Source organism: Pseudomonas sp. WS 5071 (assembly GCF_012985765.1).
Taxonomy (GTDB): Bacteria; Pseudomonadota; Gammaproteobacteria; order Pseudomonadales; family Pseudomonadaceae; genus Aquipseudomonas; species Aquipseudomonas lundensis_A.
The window spans coordinates 21,563-38,783 of sequence record NZ_JAAQWY010000008.1 but is presented as its reverse complement, the minus strand read 5'-3'; the positions used below and the strand labels follow the sequence as shown (position 1 = coordinate 38,783).

The following is a 17,221-nucleotide window of genomic DNA, read 5'->3' as shown; positions in this document are numbered from 1 at the left end:
TCAGGCGCAGGCTGGCTGCAACCACGCCCTTGGCGGCTCGAAACCGGCCACCCAGCTCGCCACCTCGCGAATCGGCATGGGCCGGGCAATGAAATAGCCCTGCGCCACTTCGCAGCCTAGCTCCATCAGCAAGCAACCCTGCGCTTCGCTCTCCAGCCCTTCGGCGATCACGTTGCGCCCGAACGCCCGCGCCAGCCCCACGACCGCCGTGGTCAGGGCCAAGTCATCCTGATCGTGGAGAATGTCACGCACGAATGATTTGTCGATCTTGATGGTCTCGGTCGGCAAGCGCTTGAGATAACTCAGCGAGGAATAGCCTGTTCCGAAATCGTCCAGCGAAAAACGTACACCTAGTGCCTGACACGCTTTGAGGCATTGACTGACATGTTGCATGTTTTCAATGGCCGCCGACTCGATGATTTCGAGATCAAGCTTTTCGGGTGGCACGTCCGCATACCGTCCCAGCAACACCTTGAGGCGCGCCACGAAGTCCGACCGCTGAAAGTGCCGGGCCGCAATGTTGACACTGATCGACCAGTGCGCCCCAGCCCGCTGCCATTCGTGCATTTGCCGGATCGCCTGATCGATTACCCATTCTCCGATATCAATAATCAAGTCGGTCTGCTCGACCACCGGTAAAAAATCGCAGGGCTCCATCAGCCCTTTCTTCGGGTGATGCCAGCGCAACAAACCTTCAAAACCCAATACCTCGCCAGTACGCATGTTGACCTTGGGCTGGTAGTGCAAACACAGCTCACCCGCCGCCAACGCCTGGCGGACCCGCTCGACCTGTTCGTGGGTGGCCTTGATCTCGCGCCCCTTGAGCACATCGAACACGTAATAGCGGTTGCGCCCGCTTTGCTTGGCCACGTACATGGCTTGATCGGCATGGCGCAATAATGTGTCGGCGTCTTCGTTGTCCAGCGGATACAGCGTGACACCAATACTGGCACACACACTGAGGCTGTTTTCACCCACCGTGTAGGGCCGGGAAATGGCTGTCAACACGCGCTGCATGGCCCCGTGCAGCTCGTCCGCATCCCGCACATGGCGCAGGATCAAAACAAACTCGTCCCCCGCCAGACGCGCGACGACATCATCGCCGCGCATGATGCTTTTCAAGCGTTTGGCCACCTCGATCAGCAGCAGGTCGCCACTGGCATGCCCGTAACCATCATTGACTGCCTTGAAGCCGTCCAGGTCGAGCATGCACACCGCCAACGGAATACCCTCGGCGCGCGAAGATGCAAGGGCCTGATTCAACAAGTCGGACAAGTAGGCGCGGTTCGGCAAACCGGTCAATACATCGTGACCCACTCGCCACTGCAGGGTGTGTAGCAGCTGACGTTTTTCGCTGACATCAAAACGGATCGACAGGTATTTGCGCACTTGCCCCGTGGACTCATCCACCAGCGGCACCATGGTGCTGTCCACCCAGTAGACCGTGCCATCTTTGCCCCGGTTACAGATCTCGCCTTTCCAGACCTTCCCCCGGGCAATGGTGCGCCACATGCCCACAAAGAACTCGGGCGGGTGAAAGCCCGAGTTCAGTATGCGGTGATTGGCCCCCAGCAACTCTTCACGCGGGTAGCCCGACACATCGCAGAATTGCTCGTTGACGTAGGTGATGCGCCCACTTAAATCGGTTTCAGAAAAGATCGCCGCAGCATCTACAGCTTTGCGGTACATATCGTCCATGATTCACTTCACGCCTTGCAATTACCGATTAAAACGATCCACCAAGGCCCGTAGCCCCGTAGAAATTCGCTTGAGTTCGCCACCACGTACGACTGCCGCATTGGCGTTTTGCGCGGTATTTTGCACGGTTTGAGCAACATTGTTGATTTGGCGTGAAACATCTTCGGCAACCGAAGACTGTTCTTGCGACGCAGCGGCCATCTGCTGACTCATGTCAGTGATGCGTTCAACGGCCTGACGAATGCCCTGCAGCGCTTCCTGCGCTTGCAGCACCTGACGGACACCCTGCTCGGCCTCCTTGATACCCAGACTGGCAATGTTGACGGCATCCTCGGCGCCCACTTGCAGGTTTTCGATGATGCCCTGGATCTGCTGGGTCGACTCCCGGGTTTTGCCCGCAAGAGCTCGAACTTCATCCGCCACCACGGCAAAACCGCGTCCTTGCTCACCTGCGCGCGCGGCCTCGATGGCGGCATTGAGCGCCAGCAGGTTGGTTTGATCGGCAATCGCCCGGATCATGCTGGCCGCCACCATGATTTCCTGGGTTTGCCCGGCAAGATTGCCCACCGCGCCGTTGATCTGGTTCACCGTGTTGGCCAGCAACTGAATGGCGTCACGGGTGGTGCCAGCCACCAAACTGCCCTCTTCAGCCAATTGGTTTGCGGTCTTCGCCTCAGCGGCCGTGTGTTGAACATGCATGGCCACTTCAGAAATCGATGCGGCCATTTCGGTCATGGCGGCAGCGGTCATGTCCGTTTCAGCACGCTGTTGCAACAAAGCGCTTTCGGTGTCGCTGGACAATTGGCTGGAGTCCGCCGCCGCTTCGGCCATTTGATTGGCCAGATCCAGCAGTCGGGTCAGTGCGGTTTTCAAGCGCGCCTCTTCGCTGATCAAAATCATGTGCACCCGAGCAACGGCACCATCGGCGTCGCTGTACACCCTGGCGCTGATCGGGTCCGAAAACGAATCTGCAGAAGCGTTGAGGATGTGCTGGAATTGCTGACCTACGCGGCTATGCCCCCAGATGCCCACACCGATAAACAACGCCGCCGTGAGGCTTTGCGCGGCCAGCGTCGGTAGCACATAAGCACTGGCAATCGACACGATGGCAGCGGTGACCGGCAATAACAGGACCCCCGTTGTTTGTGCGACACGGTGCAACGCCGGCACGGCAGGCTTGCCTTCACGCAGACGTGCATACAGTGCTTCAGCGCGGGAGACCTGTTCCCGGGTGGGCTTGACGCGGACCGACTCGTACCCGACCACACGTCCGCCTTCCAGAATCGGCGTTACATACGCGCTAACCCAGTAGTAGTTGCCGTTCTTGCAGCGGTTTTTGACGACGCCCATCCAGCTTTTCCCGGCCTTGAGATAGCGCCACATCAGTTCGAAAACCGATGCCGGCATATCCGGGTGTCGCACCAGGTTATGCGTACTGCCGATCAACTCATCCTGAGCAAAACCGCTCATGGCCGCGAATTCGGCATTGCAATACGTGATATGACTGTGGACATCCGTGGCCGATATCAGCCGTTGATGGTCTGGAAACGTTTGCTCGACACCGGTCACGGGAAGATTAATGCGCACAGTAAAACTCCACCTGTGGACAGCACGCACACGCGTGCCATTGAAAACAGAAAAAACCCCAAGGCTCACCGCAAATACGCTTAAACCTGAATTAAGCAGACGTGCAACAGCACCCAATCTCCAACAACAGAGATGGGCTTAAAGAAGTTCACAAAGTGCGGCGATTCTACAAACTAATCACAACATTGCAAGTAAGACGACAACACAACAATCTTCTACACCGCAAAAAACACAACGTATCACGTTGTTTTCTCAGGTATTTTTAACAGCTCAAAAGAAACGCGCACAGCGCCGGGCCTTGTTCTGAGCCTTGCACGAATACCTCTCATCAACATTCAACTTTTCACCGCGTAACTGGCACACCCAAGCCTATACAACTTCATCAAACCAAAACGATAAAGGGGTCCCATTTTTAAGAATCATCCTAAAGACCTTTACGCATTAACGACTATTAATTGGAAAACATTAGCCGACCAAACAACTCCATCTACATATAACCTACGGTTTAAGTCGGACAATAAGCAGGCGCTTTAACCCTCCTGCGTGAGCGCACATAAACGGCTTGAGTGTGTTCAATACAGGGCTTATTAGGAATCTAGACGAAGCAAAAACCAGTGACAGACAAATTCGAAATATGAAATCAGAGCAAGTGCACTAATTACTTAACCATCAGCACATATCCCGCTTACACCAACGCAGCATTCGCCCTCGCAAAGCGCAGAGGTCTGTACGACAGGCTTACGAGCGACGCTCAGGCAAGGCATATAAAGACGAGGAAAGGTCTTGGCAACACACGTGACGGGTGTCAGTGAGCATTCGCAGCGCTGTACTCAACGCTGCATAACCGAGCGCAGATACATTTTTTACAGAGCATCACGCACGAAAAAACACACAGCAAGGCAAGAGGCGGCGCTATGGGCATGGAAAGAAAGCGGGGGATTTGAAATGGAGGCAACCCCACCAGCCACACCCCGGCACACAGTGTTCCCGCTGTGGCTGCTTCCTTCCGGATCTGACCAGGTTCACGGGTAACCGTTGCGGAGGGACCGATAGGGTCACCATAACAACATTCGCCTAGCAGCGAACGGCGCCATTGTACCTGTCTGAGGAAAAGTTACAACCGCCTATTCAAGAATAAAAAAATGAACAGGCTCAGGCACTTGGATTGCGCAAGCGCTGCCAGACAGCCCGAGCCTGCGAACAGGGAGCGTGCCTGAAGCCGCGCGCTGCGCAAGGCACAACCTTGCGCAGCGTCCGAGCGACGGCCGGGGTTTCAGATCGGCGCCTTCACACGCTGATGCCCTGCCGGGCCAGAAACGCAACAAATGCCTCCTCGTCCAGCACCTTGAGCCCCAATTCGTTGGCCTTGACCAACTTGGATCCCGCACCCGGCCCCGCGACCACGCAGTGGGTCTTGCCGGACACCGAACCCGACACCTTGGCACCAAGGCTTTCCAGCTTGTCCTTGGCCACATCGCGACTCATCAGCTCCAGCGAACCGGTCAAGACCCAGGTCTGCCCTGCCAGGGGCAAGCCTTCCACGGTTTTTTTCTCGCTCTGCCAGTGCATGCCGAAATCGCGCAGTTGCGCCTCAATCGCCAGCGCCTGGCGGACATTCTCAGGCTGGTCAAAAAACGCGCGCACCGCCTTGGCCTGCTTCTCCGGCAGCGCCTGACGCATGTCCAGCCAGTCAGCGTCGATCACGCCTTGCAGCGAACCAAACTTGTCCGCCAGCTTTTGCGCGCCGCCCGGCCCTACAAACGGGATATGCAGCTTGTCGATCAAGCCGCCCAATGTCGCACTCGCGGCAAACTCAGCCCCCAGATCGCCCTGATCCTGCAACTCAAGCCCTCGCTCCAGCAACTGGCGGATCACCTGCCGGTTGTGTTCATCGCTGAAGAAGCTGTGAATCTCGTGGGCGACCTCCAGCCCCACATCCGGCAAGTACGTGAGTACCTGCGGCAACGCCTGCTGGACGCGCTCCAGCGAAGCCAGCGAGCGCGCCAGCACTTTGGCCGTTTCCTCGCCCACGTCCGGAATGCCCAGCGCATAGATAAAGCGGGCCAGTGTCGGACGTTTACTGTCAGCGATGGCGGCCAGCAGATTTTTGGTCGACAACTCGGCAAAGCCGTCCAGCTCGACAATCTGATCGAAATTCAAAATGTACAGATCAGCCGGTGAACGCACCAAGCCTTCGTCCACCAACTGCTCAACGCTTTTTTCACCCAACCCTTCAATATCCATCGCCCGGCGCGAAACGAAGTGAATGATCGCCTGCTTAAGCTGCGCCCCGCAGGCCAGACGGCCCACGCAACGGTAGACCGCGCCCTCACTGACTGTTTCGCGGCCTTTGCTGCGTTTGATCAGCTGTGTGCGCTCGACATGCGAACCGCACACCGGGCAGTTTTCAGGAATGTGCACCGGCCGTGCAGAGTCCGGCCGGCGGTCCAGCACCACCTGCACCACCTGCGGGATCACATCGCCTGCACGGCGAATGATGACGGTATCGCCGATCATCAACCCCAGACGCGCCACTTCGTCCATGTTGTGCAACGTTGCATTGGACACTGTCACGCCAGCCACCTTCACCGGCTTCAAACGTGCCACCGGGGTGACGGCGCCGGTTCGGCCTACCTGAAACTCAACATCCAGCAGCTCGGTCAGTTCCTCCATCGCCGGAAACTTATGGGCGATGGCCCAACGCGGTTCGCGGGCACGGAAACCAAGCTCACGCTGCGAGGCCAGGCTGTTGACCTTGAACACCACGCCATCGATTTCATAGGGCAACGACGCGCGACGCTCACCGATGTCGCGGTAATACTCCAGACACTCGGCAATGCCCTTGGCCAGCTTCAGCTCATGACTGATAGGCATGCCCCATTTTTGCAATTGCTTAAGATTGCCGATGTGCGTGTCAGCAAACTCTTCAGACACCTGCCCCAAACCGTAACAGCAGAATTCCAACGGACGGCTGGCAGTGATTTTCGAGTCCAGCTGCCGCAGGCTGCCCGCCGCCGCATTGCGCGGGTTAGCGAACGTTTTGCCGCCCGCCGCCATCTGGGCTTCGTTCAGGCGCTCAAACCCGGCCTTGGACATGAAGACTTCGCCGCGCACCTCTAACACTGCAGGCCAGCCACTGCCCTGCAGCTTGAGCGGAATGTTGCGCACGGTACGCACGTTGATACTGATGTCTTCACCCGTGGTCCCATCCCCCCGCGTGGCACCGCGCACCAAATGCCCGTCCTGATACAACAGACTTACCGCCAGACCGTCCAGCTTGGGCTCGCAGCTGTATTCGACCTCGGCACCGGCGCCGGCGCCGAACAAGTCACCGGCCGGCAAGTCCAGCCCTTCATTGACCCGGCGGTCGAACTCGCGCATGTCCGCTTCATCGAAGGCGTTGCCCAGGCTCAGCATCGGCACTTCATGCCGGACCTGAGTGAAGGCTGACAACGCAGCGCTGCCCACCCGTTGCGTCGGGGAGTCAGGCGTGACCCACTCGGGATACTGGGCCTCCAGCGCTTTGAGCTCATTGAACAGACGATCGTATTCGGCGTCCGGGATGCTCGGCTCGTCGAGCACGTGGTAGCGATAGTTGTGCTGATCCAGTTCAGCGCGCAGCGCTAGGATTCGGTCATGGGCGGCGGTCATGGGGGTGTTCTCACAATGCAAAAGAGCAGCCGAGGCTGCTCTTGAGTTAATTCATTCGCGTTTGCGTGGGAGCAAACAGGCTGACTCCCACTGCGCTTAGCGTTTTTGTGTCAATGCGCGACGTTCAAATTCAACGATGCGCTGGCGGTAATGCTCAATGGTTTGCGCCGTCAACACACTGCGCTGGTCATCCTTGAGCTCGCCGTTCAGTTCCTGCGACAGCTTGCGTGCCGCTGCCACCATCACATCAAACGCCTGCTTGGGATGGCGCGGCCCCGGCAGCCCCAGGAAAAAACTCACCGCAGGCGTACTGAAGAGATCGATATCGTCCAGATCGAATACACCCGGCTTAACAGCGTTGGCCATCGAGAACAGCACTTCACCATTACCGGCCATGCTTTCGTGGCGGTGGAAGATGTCCATCTCGCCAAAGCGCAGACCGCTTTCCAGAATATTCTGCAACAGGGCCGGCCCCTTGAAGCCAGCCGGGTCACGACTGATGACGCTAATGACCAGTACTTCCTCTGCGGCTTGCGGCGGCTCTTTCTCTTCTGCAACTGCCGACACCGACGGGCTTGCCGTGGCACGACCGCGAGAAGGCTTGGATTCTGCCGGGAAGTCATCACGGGCGGCGCTGAGGCTCGGGCCGTCGTCTTCCAGGTCCAGATTGAGGTTCAAGTCGCCCTGGCTTGGCTCGCTACCGCGTTTGCCGCGCTTGGCACCTTTCTCACGCGGCGGCATGCTCACTGATGGCAGGTCATGCTCATCGAGCTGCGGCTCCTTGTGATGCGGGGTGTCCAGCACTCGCGGAGGCCCCAGCAGCTCGGCGCTGGTCTCCTCCTCGTCGGGCAAGTTGGAAAAGCTGCGATCAAGACGAAACTTGAGCTTGCCTTTGCCACCGCGCATCCGGCGCCAGCCATCGAAAAGAATACCGGCGATGACCACTATGCCGATGACGATCAGCCACTCGCGCAGACCGATTTCCATGTAATCCCGTGCCCCTAAAAAATGACTCTATGAAGAAGAGCCTAAAGCCCTTTAAAACGTGGCGCCAACTCTATGTTCTGAATGGCGTTTTACCCACGTATAAAAAAATTAGACGCTAAATTAGCACGACCAAAGATAACTTTACACCGTCTGTCGCATTGGGCTATGCCGAAGCCCTACAAGCATGCAATCCAAATCGGTCAGCTCTTTGGGAAATATCCTACACAAAGATTTTTTTGACCCTCTTTGCTTATAGCTCAAGCATCCACCATTGCCATGGCCTCCTCGACATCCACAGCCACCAGACGCGAACAACCGGGCTCGTGCATCGTCACCCCCATCAACTGATCGGCCATTTCCATGGCGATTTTGTTGTGGGTGATGTAGATGAACTGCACCGTCTGAGACATCTCTTTAACCAGACGGGCATAACGCCCTACGTTCGCATCATCAAGCGGCGCATCCACTTCATCGAGCATGCAAAACGGTGCCGGGTTCAATTTGAAGATGGCAAAAACCAGCGCCAACGCGGTCAATGCCTTCTCACCACCCGATAACAAATGGATGGTGCTGTTCTTCTTGCCTGGCGGCCGCGCCATGATCGTTACCCCTGTATCGAGTAAATCTTCGCCCGTCAGTTCCAAGTAAGCGCTGCCACCACCGAAAACTTTTGGGAAAAGTGCCTGTAATCCACCATTTATCTGATCAAAGGTGTCTTTGAAGCGGCTGCGGGTTTCTTTGTCGATCTTGCGAATGACGTTTTCCAGCGTTTCAAGTGCTTCCACCAAATCCGCATCCTGGGCATCCAGATAGCGTTTGCGTTCGGACTGCTGCTGGTACTCGTCGATGGCCGCAAGGTTAATCGCGCCCAAACGCTGAATACGCGCGGCAATACGTTCCAGCTCTTCTTCGGCCTGCTGCTCGTTTAACGCATTGCTCAAGGTGGCCAGCACTCCGTGCAAGTCATAACCATCAGCCAGCAATTGATCTTGTAACGCGGTGCGTCGCACGGTCAGCGCTTGCCAGTCCATGCGCTGCTGTTCGAGCTGGCCGCGAATCAGTTGCGATTGCTGCTCGGCCTGATTACGCCGTTTTTCAGCTTCGCGCAATTCGCGATCGGCGTCTTCAAGGGCGGTTTGCGCGACTTTAAGCTCTTCGTCCACACTCAGGCGCTTGTCGAGCAACTCTTCGAGTTTCAGGCGCAGCTCTTCCAGAGGCGCCTCACCCTCTTCGAGGTTAAGCGTGAGTTGCTCGCGTTTTTCAGCCAGACGCTCCGATTGCAACTCCAGACGTTCAAGGGCCTGCCGCGTGGAATCGTGCTGCGCCTTGAGCGACCCGAGCCGTACAGCCAATTGGTGGGCGTGGTCCTTGTGCTGGCGAGCGTCCTGACGCACCCGGTCAAGACGCTCACGCAAGCTGTCGCGCCGGGCCAATAACAGCTCACGCTGCTCGGTATCCGTGGCCATGGCGTCCAGCGCTTCCTGCAATTGCAGGCGCGCCTCACCGACCTGCTCATGCTCCAACGCGCGCTGCTCACCCAGCTCAGCCAACTCTTCATCCAGACGACGACGGCGCAGGGTCAATTGCTCGACCTTGGCTTTACTGGCCGAGAGCCTGGCCTTGATTTCACCCTGTTGACGCGCTTCATCCTGCAAGCGCCGACGCACTTGCTCGCGGGCGTCTTCTTGAGTCAGTTGCTGCTCGCGCAACTGCTGCAACTGCTCCTCAAGGGTTGCCAACGTGGCTTCGCGCGTATCGCGCTCATGCTCCAGACGCTGTATTTCCTGGCCACGGGCCAGCACCCCGCTTTCCGCTTCACTGGCACGGCGCACGCGCAAAAACGTACGCCCCACCCAAAAGCCATCGCGACTGATCAGGCTTTGCCCCTCAGCCAGCTGCGAGCGCAAGGCCAGTGCCTGCTCGAGGGTATCGACCGGCTTGACCTGACCCAGCCAGGGTGCGAGGTCGAACGCTGATTCAACCTTGTCGAGCAAACTGCCTGCTTGCGCGTGGCCGGGCGTGCCTGCGCTGAACAGGCGCAGATCGCCCTGGGTAAACCCCGCCAGATCAAGCGGTGCAAACTCGTCAACCAGCACCGCTTGCAGGTCGGCGCCCAAGACCGTTTCGACTGCCAGCTCCCAGCCCGGCTCAACGCGCAAGCCCTCAGCCAGACGCGGTTGCTGGCTGAGTTGATGCTCACGCAGCCACTCACCCGTGCCAGTGCCCGGATCGAGGGCAGCCTGCTGCAGCGCCTCCAGCGATGCCAAACGGCCATTAAGCCGCTGCAAGTCGCCCTGCGCCTGCTGCTGATTGTGGGTAGCTTGCTGCAAGTCGTGACGCACCTGCTCCAGACGCTCCACAAGCTGTTCTTCAGTGCCTTGCAGTTCTTCGTGGGTGAGTTCGCTGGTGGCCAGCAATTCGCTCAGCTCGAGAATGGCCGCGTCTTCAGGGTCGGCCGCCAGCAAGGTGCGCTCTTCAGCCAGACGACGCTGGCGCTCTGCAACGCGCTCCATGCTGGTTTCCAGTTGCTGAATCCGCGCTTGCAACACTTCGGATTGACGCTGCGGCTCGGCACTGCGCAAGTTGAACGCATCCCACTGCTCTTGCCAGGCCTGCATGGTGACTTCAGATTCCTCGAGCGCCGCACCCGCTTCTTCGGCGGCGGCGCTGGTGAGCGCCTGCTCGGGCTCAAGCATCGCCAGTTCTTCACCCAGCGTGGCAAGCAGCGTACGGTCGTGACCCAAGTGCGATTCGGTTTCAAGACGCGAACGTTCAGCTTCACGCAGGTCGTCCTGCAATTGGCGCAACCGTTGCTGGCCGTGTTGAATGCTTTGTTCGACGCGGGCAATGTCGCCCCCCACGGAGTAGAAACGGCCCTGCACCAGATTGAAGCGCTCTGACAGATCATGGTGCCCGTCGCGCAGACGCTCGATGCTCGCATCAGCATTACGCTGCTCGGCCACCAGGGCTTCGAAGCTAACCTCCTGATTACCGATGACCGCTTCGCGCTGGCCGACCTGTTCGTTCAGGGCCTGCCAGCGCAGCGCCGACAGTTGCGCTTTGAGCTGACGCTCCTCGGCTTTGTATTCTTGGTACTTCTCCGCCGCCTGGGCCTGACGGTGCAGGCGCTCCAACTGCCGCCCCAACTCTTCACGCAGGTCTGTCAGACGGGCGAGGTTTTCGTGGGTGCGGCGGATACGGTTTTCGGTCTCGCGGCGGCGCTCCTTGTACTTGGAGATACCCGCCGCTTCTTCGATAAAATTACGCAGGTCTTCGGGCTTGGACTCGATCAGTTTCGAGATCATGCCCTGCTCGATGATTGAGTAACTGCGCGGCCCCAGGCCCGTACCGAGGAAAATGTCGGTGATATCACGGCGCCGGCACTTGGTGCCATTGAGGTAATACGTGGTCTGGCTGTCGCGGGTCACTTTGCGCCGGATCGAAATCTCAGCGTAGGCCGCGTACTCGCCCAGCAGCGTACCGTCGGCGTTGTCGAACACCAGTTCGATACTGGCCTGACTCACGGGTTTGCGGCTGGTCGAGCCATTGAAGATGACATCGGTCATCGATTCGCCGCGCAAATTTTTGGCTGAGCTTTCGCCCATGACCCAGCGCACGGCGTCGATGATGTTCGATTTGCCGCAGCCATTGGGGCCGACCACTGCCGCCATATTGCTCGGAAAGTTAACCGTCGTCGGGTCGACGAACGATTTGAAACCGGCCAGCTTGATGCACTTGAGCCGCACGCTCAGGCAACCGTCAAGGCAGTCAGCACCAAATCGCAACTGCGCTGGGCGTAGCTGCCGAGTACCAGGCGGATCTTCGGCAGATCACGGGCCAGTACGGCGTCAAGCAGCTGCGCAAAGAGGGCCAGGAATTCACTCATCGCCGCCTTGCGTTGTTCCAGTGCCAGGTAATAGGCACGGCTCATGGCCGGATGCAGGTTCTCGACGGTTTCTTGCAGGTACGGGTTGTTGGCAAACGGATAGGCCGCGCGCATGACATTGAAGCTGTCTTCAACAAACGCGCTGATGTCCTGGCGCTCAAGGCTGGCGGTCAGGCGCTGCTGGATTTGCAGGAACGGCCCGAGATCGGCCTGAACCGCCCAGCGCTGCGCCACGGCATTGCCCAGCAGGATATACAGCTCGCTCATCAACGTGCACAGGCTCTGTACTTTGTGTGCAGTGAGTTCGGTGACGTGCGCGCCGCGTCGCGGCAGGATGGCGATCAGGTGCCGACGCTCGAGGATCAGCAACGCTTCGCGCACAGAGCCTCGGCTGACATTGAGCGCCAGCGTCACCTTCTGTTCCTGAATGCGTTCCCCTGGCTGTAACTCGCCCCGAATGATCCGTTCGGCGAGGTGATGAGCGATTTGCTCGGCGAGGCTATCCGGCGCCTTGAACGTCATGTTTTACCTTCAAAATCTTTGATCAGTGCAGGCGGCGAAGTGTAACGCACTTGTCGGGCTCAAGCGGAGTGCCCACTGCGCTGAATTTGGCACGAAACCCGCAAATAAATGGGTAATCGCCGTCGCAGAACAACATTTTGCAGGCCTTCGCTCATTTTCTTGACCCGCGAGTCAGTTATGACTAAATTCAGCCCATCCCGCTCGATAACAATAATGATTTTGCGAGGCCTTCCGTGATCCAGTTCCTACTCAACCAGACGCTGCGTACCGAGCACGCGCTGGACCCGAACCTGACCGTGCTCAATTACCTGCGCGAGCATTTGCATAAACCCGGAACCAAGGAAGGCTGCGCCAGTGGCGACTGTGGAGCCTGCACGGTGGTCGTGGGCGAAATCCACACCGACCCGCAGGGCCAGCAACGCGTGCGTTATCGCAGTCTCAACGCATGCCTGACCTTCGTGTCGGCGCTGCACGGCAAGCAATTGATCTGCGTGGAAGACCTCAAGCATCAAGGCCAATTGCACAGCGTGCAAAGCGCCATGGTCGAGTGCCATGGCTCGCAGTGCGGGTTCTGCACCCCCGGCGTTGTGATGTCCCTGTTTGCGTTGCAAAAGAACAGCACCCAACCCGACGCCTATCAGGCCCATGAAGCGCTGGCCGGTAATCTGTGCCGCTGCACCGGCTATCGGCCGATTCTGGCCGCCGCCGAACGCGCCTGTTCGGTGCAGAGCGGTGACCAATTTGATGCACGCGAGCAGGCGACCCTGGCCGCCCTCAACGCCATCGCCCCCCAGCAGACCGCCGAGCTTAATAGCGGCGATAAACGCTGCTTGCTGCCACTCACCCTCAGCGACCTGGCCGACTTGTATGAAGCCTGCCCGCAAGCACGGCTGCTGGCCGGCGGCACGGACCTGGCGCTGGAGGTCACGCAATTCCATCGCCCGCTGCCGGTGATGATCTACGTGGGCCACGTGGCCGACATGAAGCGCATTGAAATCATTGAGGACCGCATCGAGATCGGTGCAGCCGTCACCCTCACCGACGCCTCCTCCCTGCTCACCACGCAATACCCGGATTTCGGCGAGCTGCTACAGCGCTTTGCCTCATTGCAAATCCGCAATCAAGGCACGCTGGGCGGCAACATTGGCAACGCCTCCCCGATTGGCGACACACCGCCCTTGTTAATTGCTTTGGGGGCCAGCCTCGTGCTGCGCAAGGGCGGCACCTGCCGAAGCCTGCCACTTGAGGATTACTTTATTGATTACCGCGTGACCGCCCGGCAAGAGGGCGAATTCATCGAGAAAATCATTGTTCCTCGCGCCACCGCCGACCACACCTTTCGCGCATACAAAGTGTCGAAACGGCTGGACGACGACATCAGTGCCGTGTGCGCAGCCTTTAACCTGACCCTCGACAACGGAACAGTCACCGGCGCGCGGATCGCTTTCGGCGGCATGGCGGCTACACCAAAGCGCGCCCGCGCCTGCGAAACCGCGCTGATTGGCAACCGCTTTGACAACGCCAGCGTCGAGCGCGCCTGCCGGGCACTCGCCGAGGACTTCACGCCGCTGTCGGACTTTCGCGCCAGCAAGGAATACCGCTTGCTGACCGCGCAAAACCTGCTGCGCAAGTACTTCCTCGAACTGCAAACCCCAACCCTCGAAACGCGGGTGACAGCGTATGTCTAACCATCGCACCGTCGAGCTGTCCCAGGCCGAACTGACCGCCCTTTTCGCGCAGGACCTGAAAACCGGGGTAGGCCGCAGCGTCAAACATGACAGCGCCGAAAAGCATGTGTCCGGGGAAGCGCAATACATTGACGACCGACTGGAGTTTCCCAACCAGCTGCATCTCTACGCGCGCCTGTCTGATCGGGCGCACGCCAGGATCATCAGCATCGACACCGCGCCCTGCTACGCATTTGAAGGCGTGCGACTGGTCATCACCCATGAAGACATCCCCGGCCTGAAAGATATCGGCCCGCTGCTGCCCGGCGACCCATTGCTGGCCATCGACACTGTGGAGTTTGTTGGCCAGCCCGTGCTGGCTGTCGCTGCCCGCGACCTGGAGACCGCGCGCAACGCCGCGATGGCCGCCATCATCGAATTCGAGGACCTGGAACCGGTACTCGATGTGGTGCAAGCCTTGCGCAGCCAACACTTTGTCCTCGCCAGCCACACCCATCAGCGCGGGGACTCGGCCATGGCGCTGGCCCACGCCGAACATCGGCTTAAAGGCACGCTGCATATCGGGGGACAGGAACACTTCTATCTGGAAACCCAGATCTCCTCGGTCATGCCCACTGAAGACGGCGGCATGATCGTGTACTGCTCAACCCAAAACCCCACCGAAATCCAGAAACTGGTGGCACTCGTACTCGATGTTCCAATGAATAACATCATGGTCGACATGCGCCGCATGGGCGGCGGCTTTGGTGGAAAGGAAACGCAGGCCGCCAGCCCTGCCTGCCTGTGCGCCGTGGTCGCGCGCCTCACCGGGCAGCCGGCCAAAATGCGCCTGCCACGGGCCGAAGACATGCACATGACCGGCAAGCGCCACCCCTTTTACGTGGAATACGATGTAGGTTTCGACGCCAGCGGCCGGTTGCAAGGCATTCAACTGGACCTGGCGGGCAACTGCGGTTATTCACCCGATTTATCTGCCTCGATTGTCGACCGCGCCATGTTTCACGCCGACAACGCCTACTACCTGGGCGATGCCACCATCCATGGCCATCGTTGCAAAACCAACACCGCCTCCAATACCGCGTACCGGGGGTTCGGCGGCCCGCAAGGGATGGTGGCCATCGAGCAGGTCATGGACCACATCGCCCGCCATCTGGGGCTCGACCCGCTGGCCGTGCGCAAAACCAACTACTACGGCAAGACCGAGCGCAACGTGACCCACTATTACCAGACCGTGGAGCACAACCTGCTGGAAGAAATGACCGCCGACCTTGAAGCCAGCAGCCAATACGCCGAGCGGCGCGAGGCAATCAGGGTGTTCAATGCCAACAGCCCGATCCTGAAAAAAGGCCTTGCACTGACACCGGTCAAGTTCGGGATTTCCTTTACTGCCAGCTTTCTCAATCAGGCAGGCGCGCTGATCCACATTTACACGGACGGCAGCATTCACCTGAACCATGGCGGCACAGAGATGGGTCAGGGGCTGAACACCAAGGTCGCGCAAGTGGTGGCCGAAGTCTTCCAGGTGGACATCAGCCGCGTACAGATCACTGCCACTAATACCGACAAAGTGCCTAACACCTCGCCCACGGCGGCATCCAGCGGAGCAGATCTCAATGGCAAGGCTGCGCAAAATGCGGCCGAAACCATCAAGCAACGGCTGATTGCCTTTGCGGCTAAAAAATATGCGGTCAGTGAACAGGCGGTGCAGTTCCACAACGGGCAGGTGCGCGCAGGCGACCTGCTGCTGAGTTTCGACGCCTTGATCCAGCAGGCGTATTTCGGTCAGGTGTCCCTGTCGAGCACCGGTTACTACAAGACCCCGAAAATCTACTACGACCGTAGCCAGGCCCGGGGCCGACCGTTTTACTACTACGCCTTTGGCGCAGCCTGCGCCGAAGTGATCGTCGACACCCTGACCGGCGAATACAAAATGTTGCGCACCGACATCCTGCATGACGTCGGTGCTTCCCTTAACCCCGCCATCGACATCGGTCAGGTTGAAGGCGGCTACCTGCAAGGCGCTGGCTGGCTGACCATGGAAGAGCTGGTGTGGAACGCCAAAGGCAAGTTGATGACCAGCGGCCCCGCCAGCTACAAAATTCCCGCGGTCGCCGACATGCCGCTGGACCTGCGGGTAAAGCTGGTCGAAAACCGCAAAAACCCGGAAGACACCGTGTTCCATTCCAAGGCCGTGGGCGAGCCGCCGTTTATGCTCGGCATCGCCGCGTGGTGCGCGATCAAAGATGCCGTGGCGAGCCTGGCAGACTACCGCGTGCAACCCGCTATCGACGCACCCGCGACCCCCGAACGCGTACTGTGGGGCTGCGAGCAAATGCGTCAGCACGGTGAACGCCATGCATAACTGGATCAGCGCCCTTGCCGACCTGCAACGCCAGGGTGAACCCTGCGTTTTGGTTACGATCATTGAAGAACAGGGCTCAACGCCGCGTAATGCCGGGTCGAAAATGGTCATCAGCGCCGCGCAAGCCTTTGACACCATCGGCGGGGGCCATCTGGAATACAAAGCCATGCAGATCGCCCGCGACATGCTGGCCAACGGCAAGCAGGCGCCCGACCTACAACGCTTCAGCCTCGGCGCCAGCCTCGGGCAATGTTGCGGCGGCGTCGCCGTTCTGTTGTTTGAGCCGATGGGCCAGGTGCACGCGCAGATTGCGGTATTTGGCGCCGGTCATGTCGCCCGGGCGCTGGTGCCGCTGCTCGCCAGCCTGCCCTGCCGCATTCGCTGGATCGATGAACGCGAACAGGAATTTCCGGCGCTGATTCCGGCAGGTGTGCAAACAATCGTGACCGATGAGCCCGTGGATGAAATCAAAGCGCTACCCGCGGGTTGCTACTGCATCGTCATGACGCATAATCACGCACTGGATCTGGAACTCAGTGCAGCCTTACTCATGCGCAACGACTTTGCCTACTTCGGCTTGATTGGTTCTCGCACCAAACGCCTGAAGTTCGAGCATCGACTGCGCGACCGAGGCATCAGCGCCCCCCATTTGCAGCGCATGCGCTGCCCCATGGGGTTGAGCGAAGTCAAAGGCAAACTGCCAATTGAAATCGCCATCTCCATCGCCGGCGAAATTATCGCCACCTACAACGCCCACTTCGGTCAACCGGGTGCAAGCGTTGAACCCATTAAACGACTGCTGCCGTCCTCGCGACGCAGCCAGGCCACGAACTGAGAAAC

8 protein-coding genes, 1 other RNA gene and 2 pseudogenes are annotated in these 17,221 nt (G+C 58.9%); 3 read left to right on the top strand and 8 right to left on the bottom strand.

What is annotated here, in order from left to right; translation table 11 throughout:
• The 8 genes and pseudogenes from HBN61_RS06880 to HBN61_RS06850 all read right to left on the bottom strand — a co-directional run bounded on the left by HBN61_RS06880 (nt 1) and on the right by HBN61_RS06850 (nt 12,331).
• Nucleotides 1-1,698 (bottom strand): putative bifunctional diguanylate cyclase/phosphodiesterase, encoded by a 1,698-nt coding sequence (locus HBN61_RS06880; protein ID WP_094994550.1) that lies wholly within the window; start codon nt 1,696-1,698, stop codon nt 1-3.
• Between the two features lie 21 nt (nt 1,699-1,719).
• Nucleotides 1,720-2,661: pseudogene (locus tag HBN61_RS22925) on the bottom strand (methyl-accepting chemotaxis protein); the annotation flags it as partial.
• Between the two features lie 342 nt (nt 2,662-3,003).
• Nucleotides 3,004-3,267: pseudogene (locus HBN61_RS22920) on the bottom strand (PAS domain-containing protein); the annotation flags it as partial.
• 973 nt (nt 3,268-4,240) lie between these two features.
• Nucleotides 4,241-4,337, bottom strand: an RNA gene (gene ffs, locus HBN61_RS06870) — signal recognition particle sRNA small type.
• Nucleotides 4,338-4,572: 235 nt separating this feature from the next.
• On the bottom strand, nt 4,573-6,936 hold the full coding sequence (gene ligA, locus HBN61_RS06865) for an NAD-dependent DNA ligase LigA (RefSeq protein ID WP_170046406.1): 2,364 nt from the start codon (nt 6,934-6,936) through the stop codon (nt 4,573-4,575).
• 96 nt (nt 6,937-7,032) lie between these two features.
• A complete protein-coding gene (zipA, locus tag HBN61_RS06860; protein WP_169965258.1) occupies nt 7,033-7,923 on the bottom strand; it encodes a cell division protein ZipA in 891 nt (296 codons plus the stop codon).
• Between the two features lie 257 nt (nt 7,924-8,180).
• Entirely contained in the window at nt 8,181-11,669 is a 3,489-nt protein-coding gene (gene smc, locus HBN61_RS06855; protein WP_170046405.1) for a chromosome segregation protein SMC, read from the bottom strand.
• A gap of 2 nt (nt 11,670-11,671) precedes the next feature.
• On the bottom strand, nt 11,672-12,331 hold the full coding sequence (locus HBN61_RS06850) for a GntR family transcriptional regulator (protein ID WP_094994555.1): 660 nt from the start codon (nt 12,329-12,331) through the stop codon (nt 11,672-11,674).
• 233 nt (nt 12,332-12,564) lie between these two features.
• On the opposite strand from HBN61_RS06850, the gene xdhA reads away from it, so the two are divergent.
• Genes xdhA through xdhC form a run of 3 tightly spaced genes read left to right on the top strand, consistent with a single transcriptional unit; the run spans nt 12,565 to nt 17,216 of the window.
• Nucleotides 12,565-14,019 (top strand): xanthine dehydrogenase small subunit, encoded by a 1,455-nt coding sequence (xdhA, locus tag HBN61_RS06845; protein ID WP_170046404.1) that lies wholly within the window; start codon nt 12,565-12,567, stop codon nt 14,017-14,019.
• Nucleotides 14,012-16,381: a xanthine dehydrogenase molybdopterin binding subunit gene (gene xdhB / locus HBN61_RS06840; RefSeq protein WP_170046403.1), complete on the top strand. Its 2,370-nt coding sequence runs from the start codon at nt 14,012-14,014 to the stop codon at nt 16,379-16,381. Before xdhA ends, xdhB begins: the two co-directional genes overlap by 8 nt.
• The gene (xdhC, locus tag HBN61_RS06835; protein ID WP_094994558.1) at nt 16,374-17,216 is read left to right on the top strand and encodes a xanthine dehydrogenase accessory protein XdhC; all 843 of its coding nucleotides are present in this window, start codon (nt 16,374-16,376) and stop codon (nt 17,214-17,216) included. Before xdhB ends, xdhC begins: the two co-directional genes overlap by 8 nt.
• Nucleotides 17,217-17,221 lie beyond the last annotated feature (5 nt).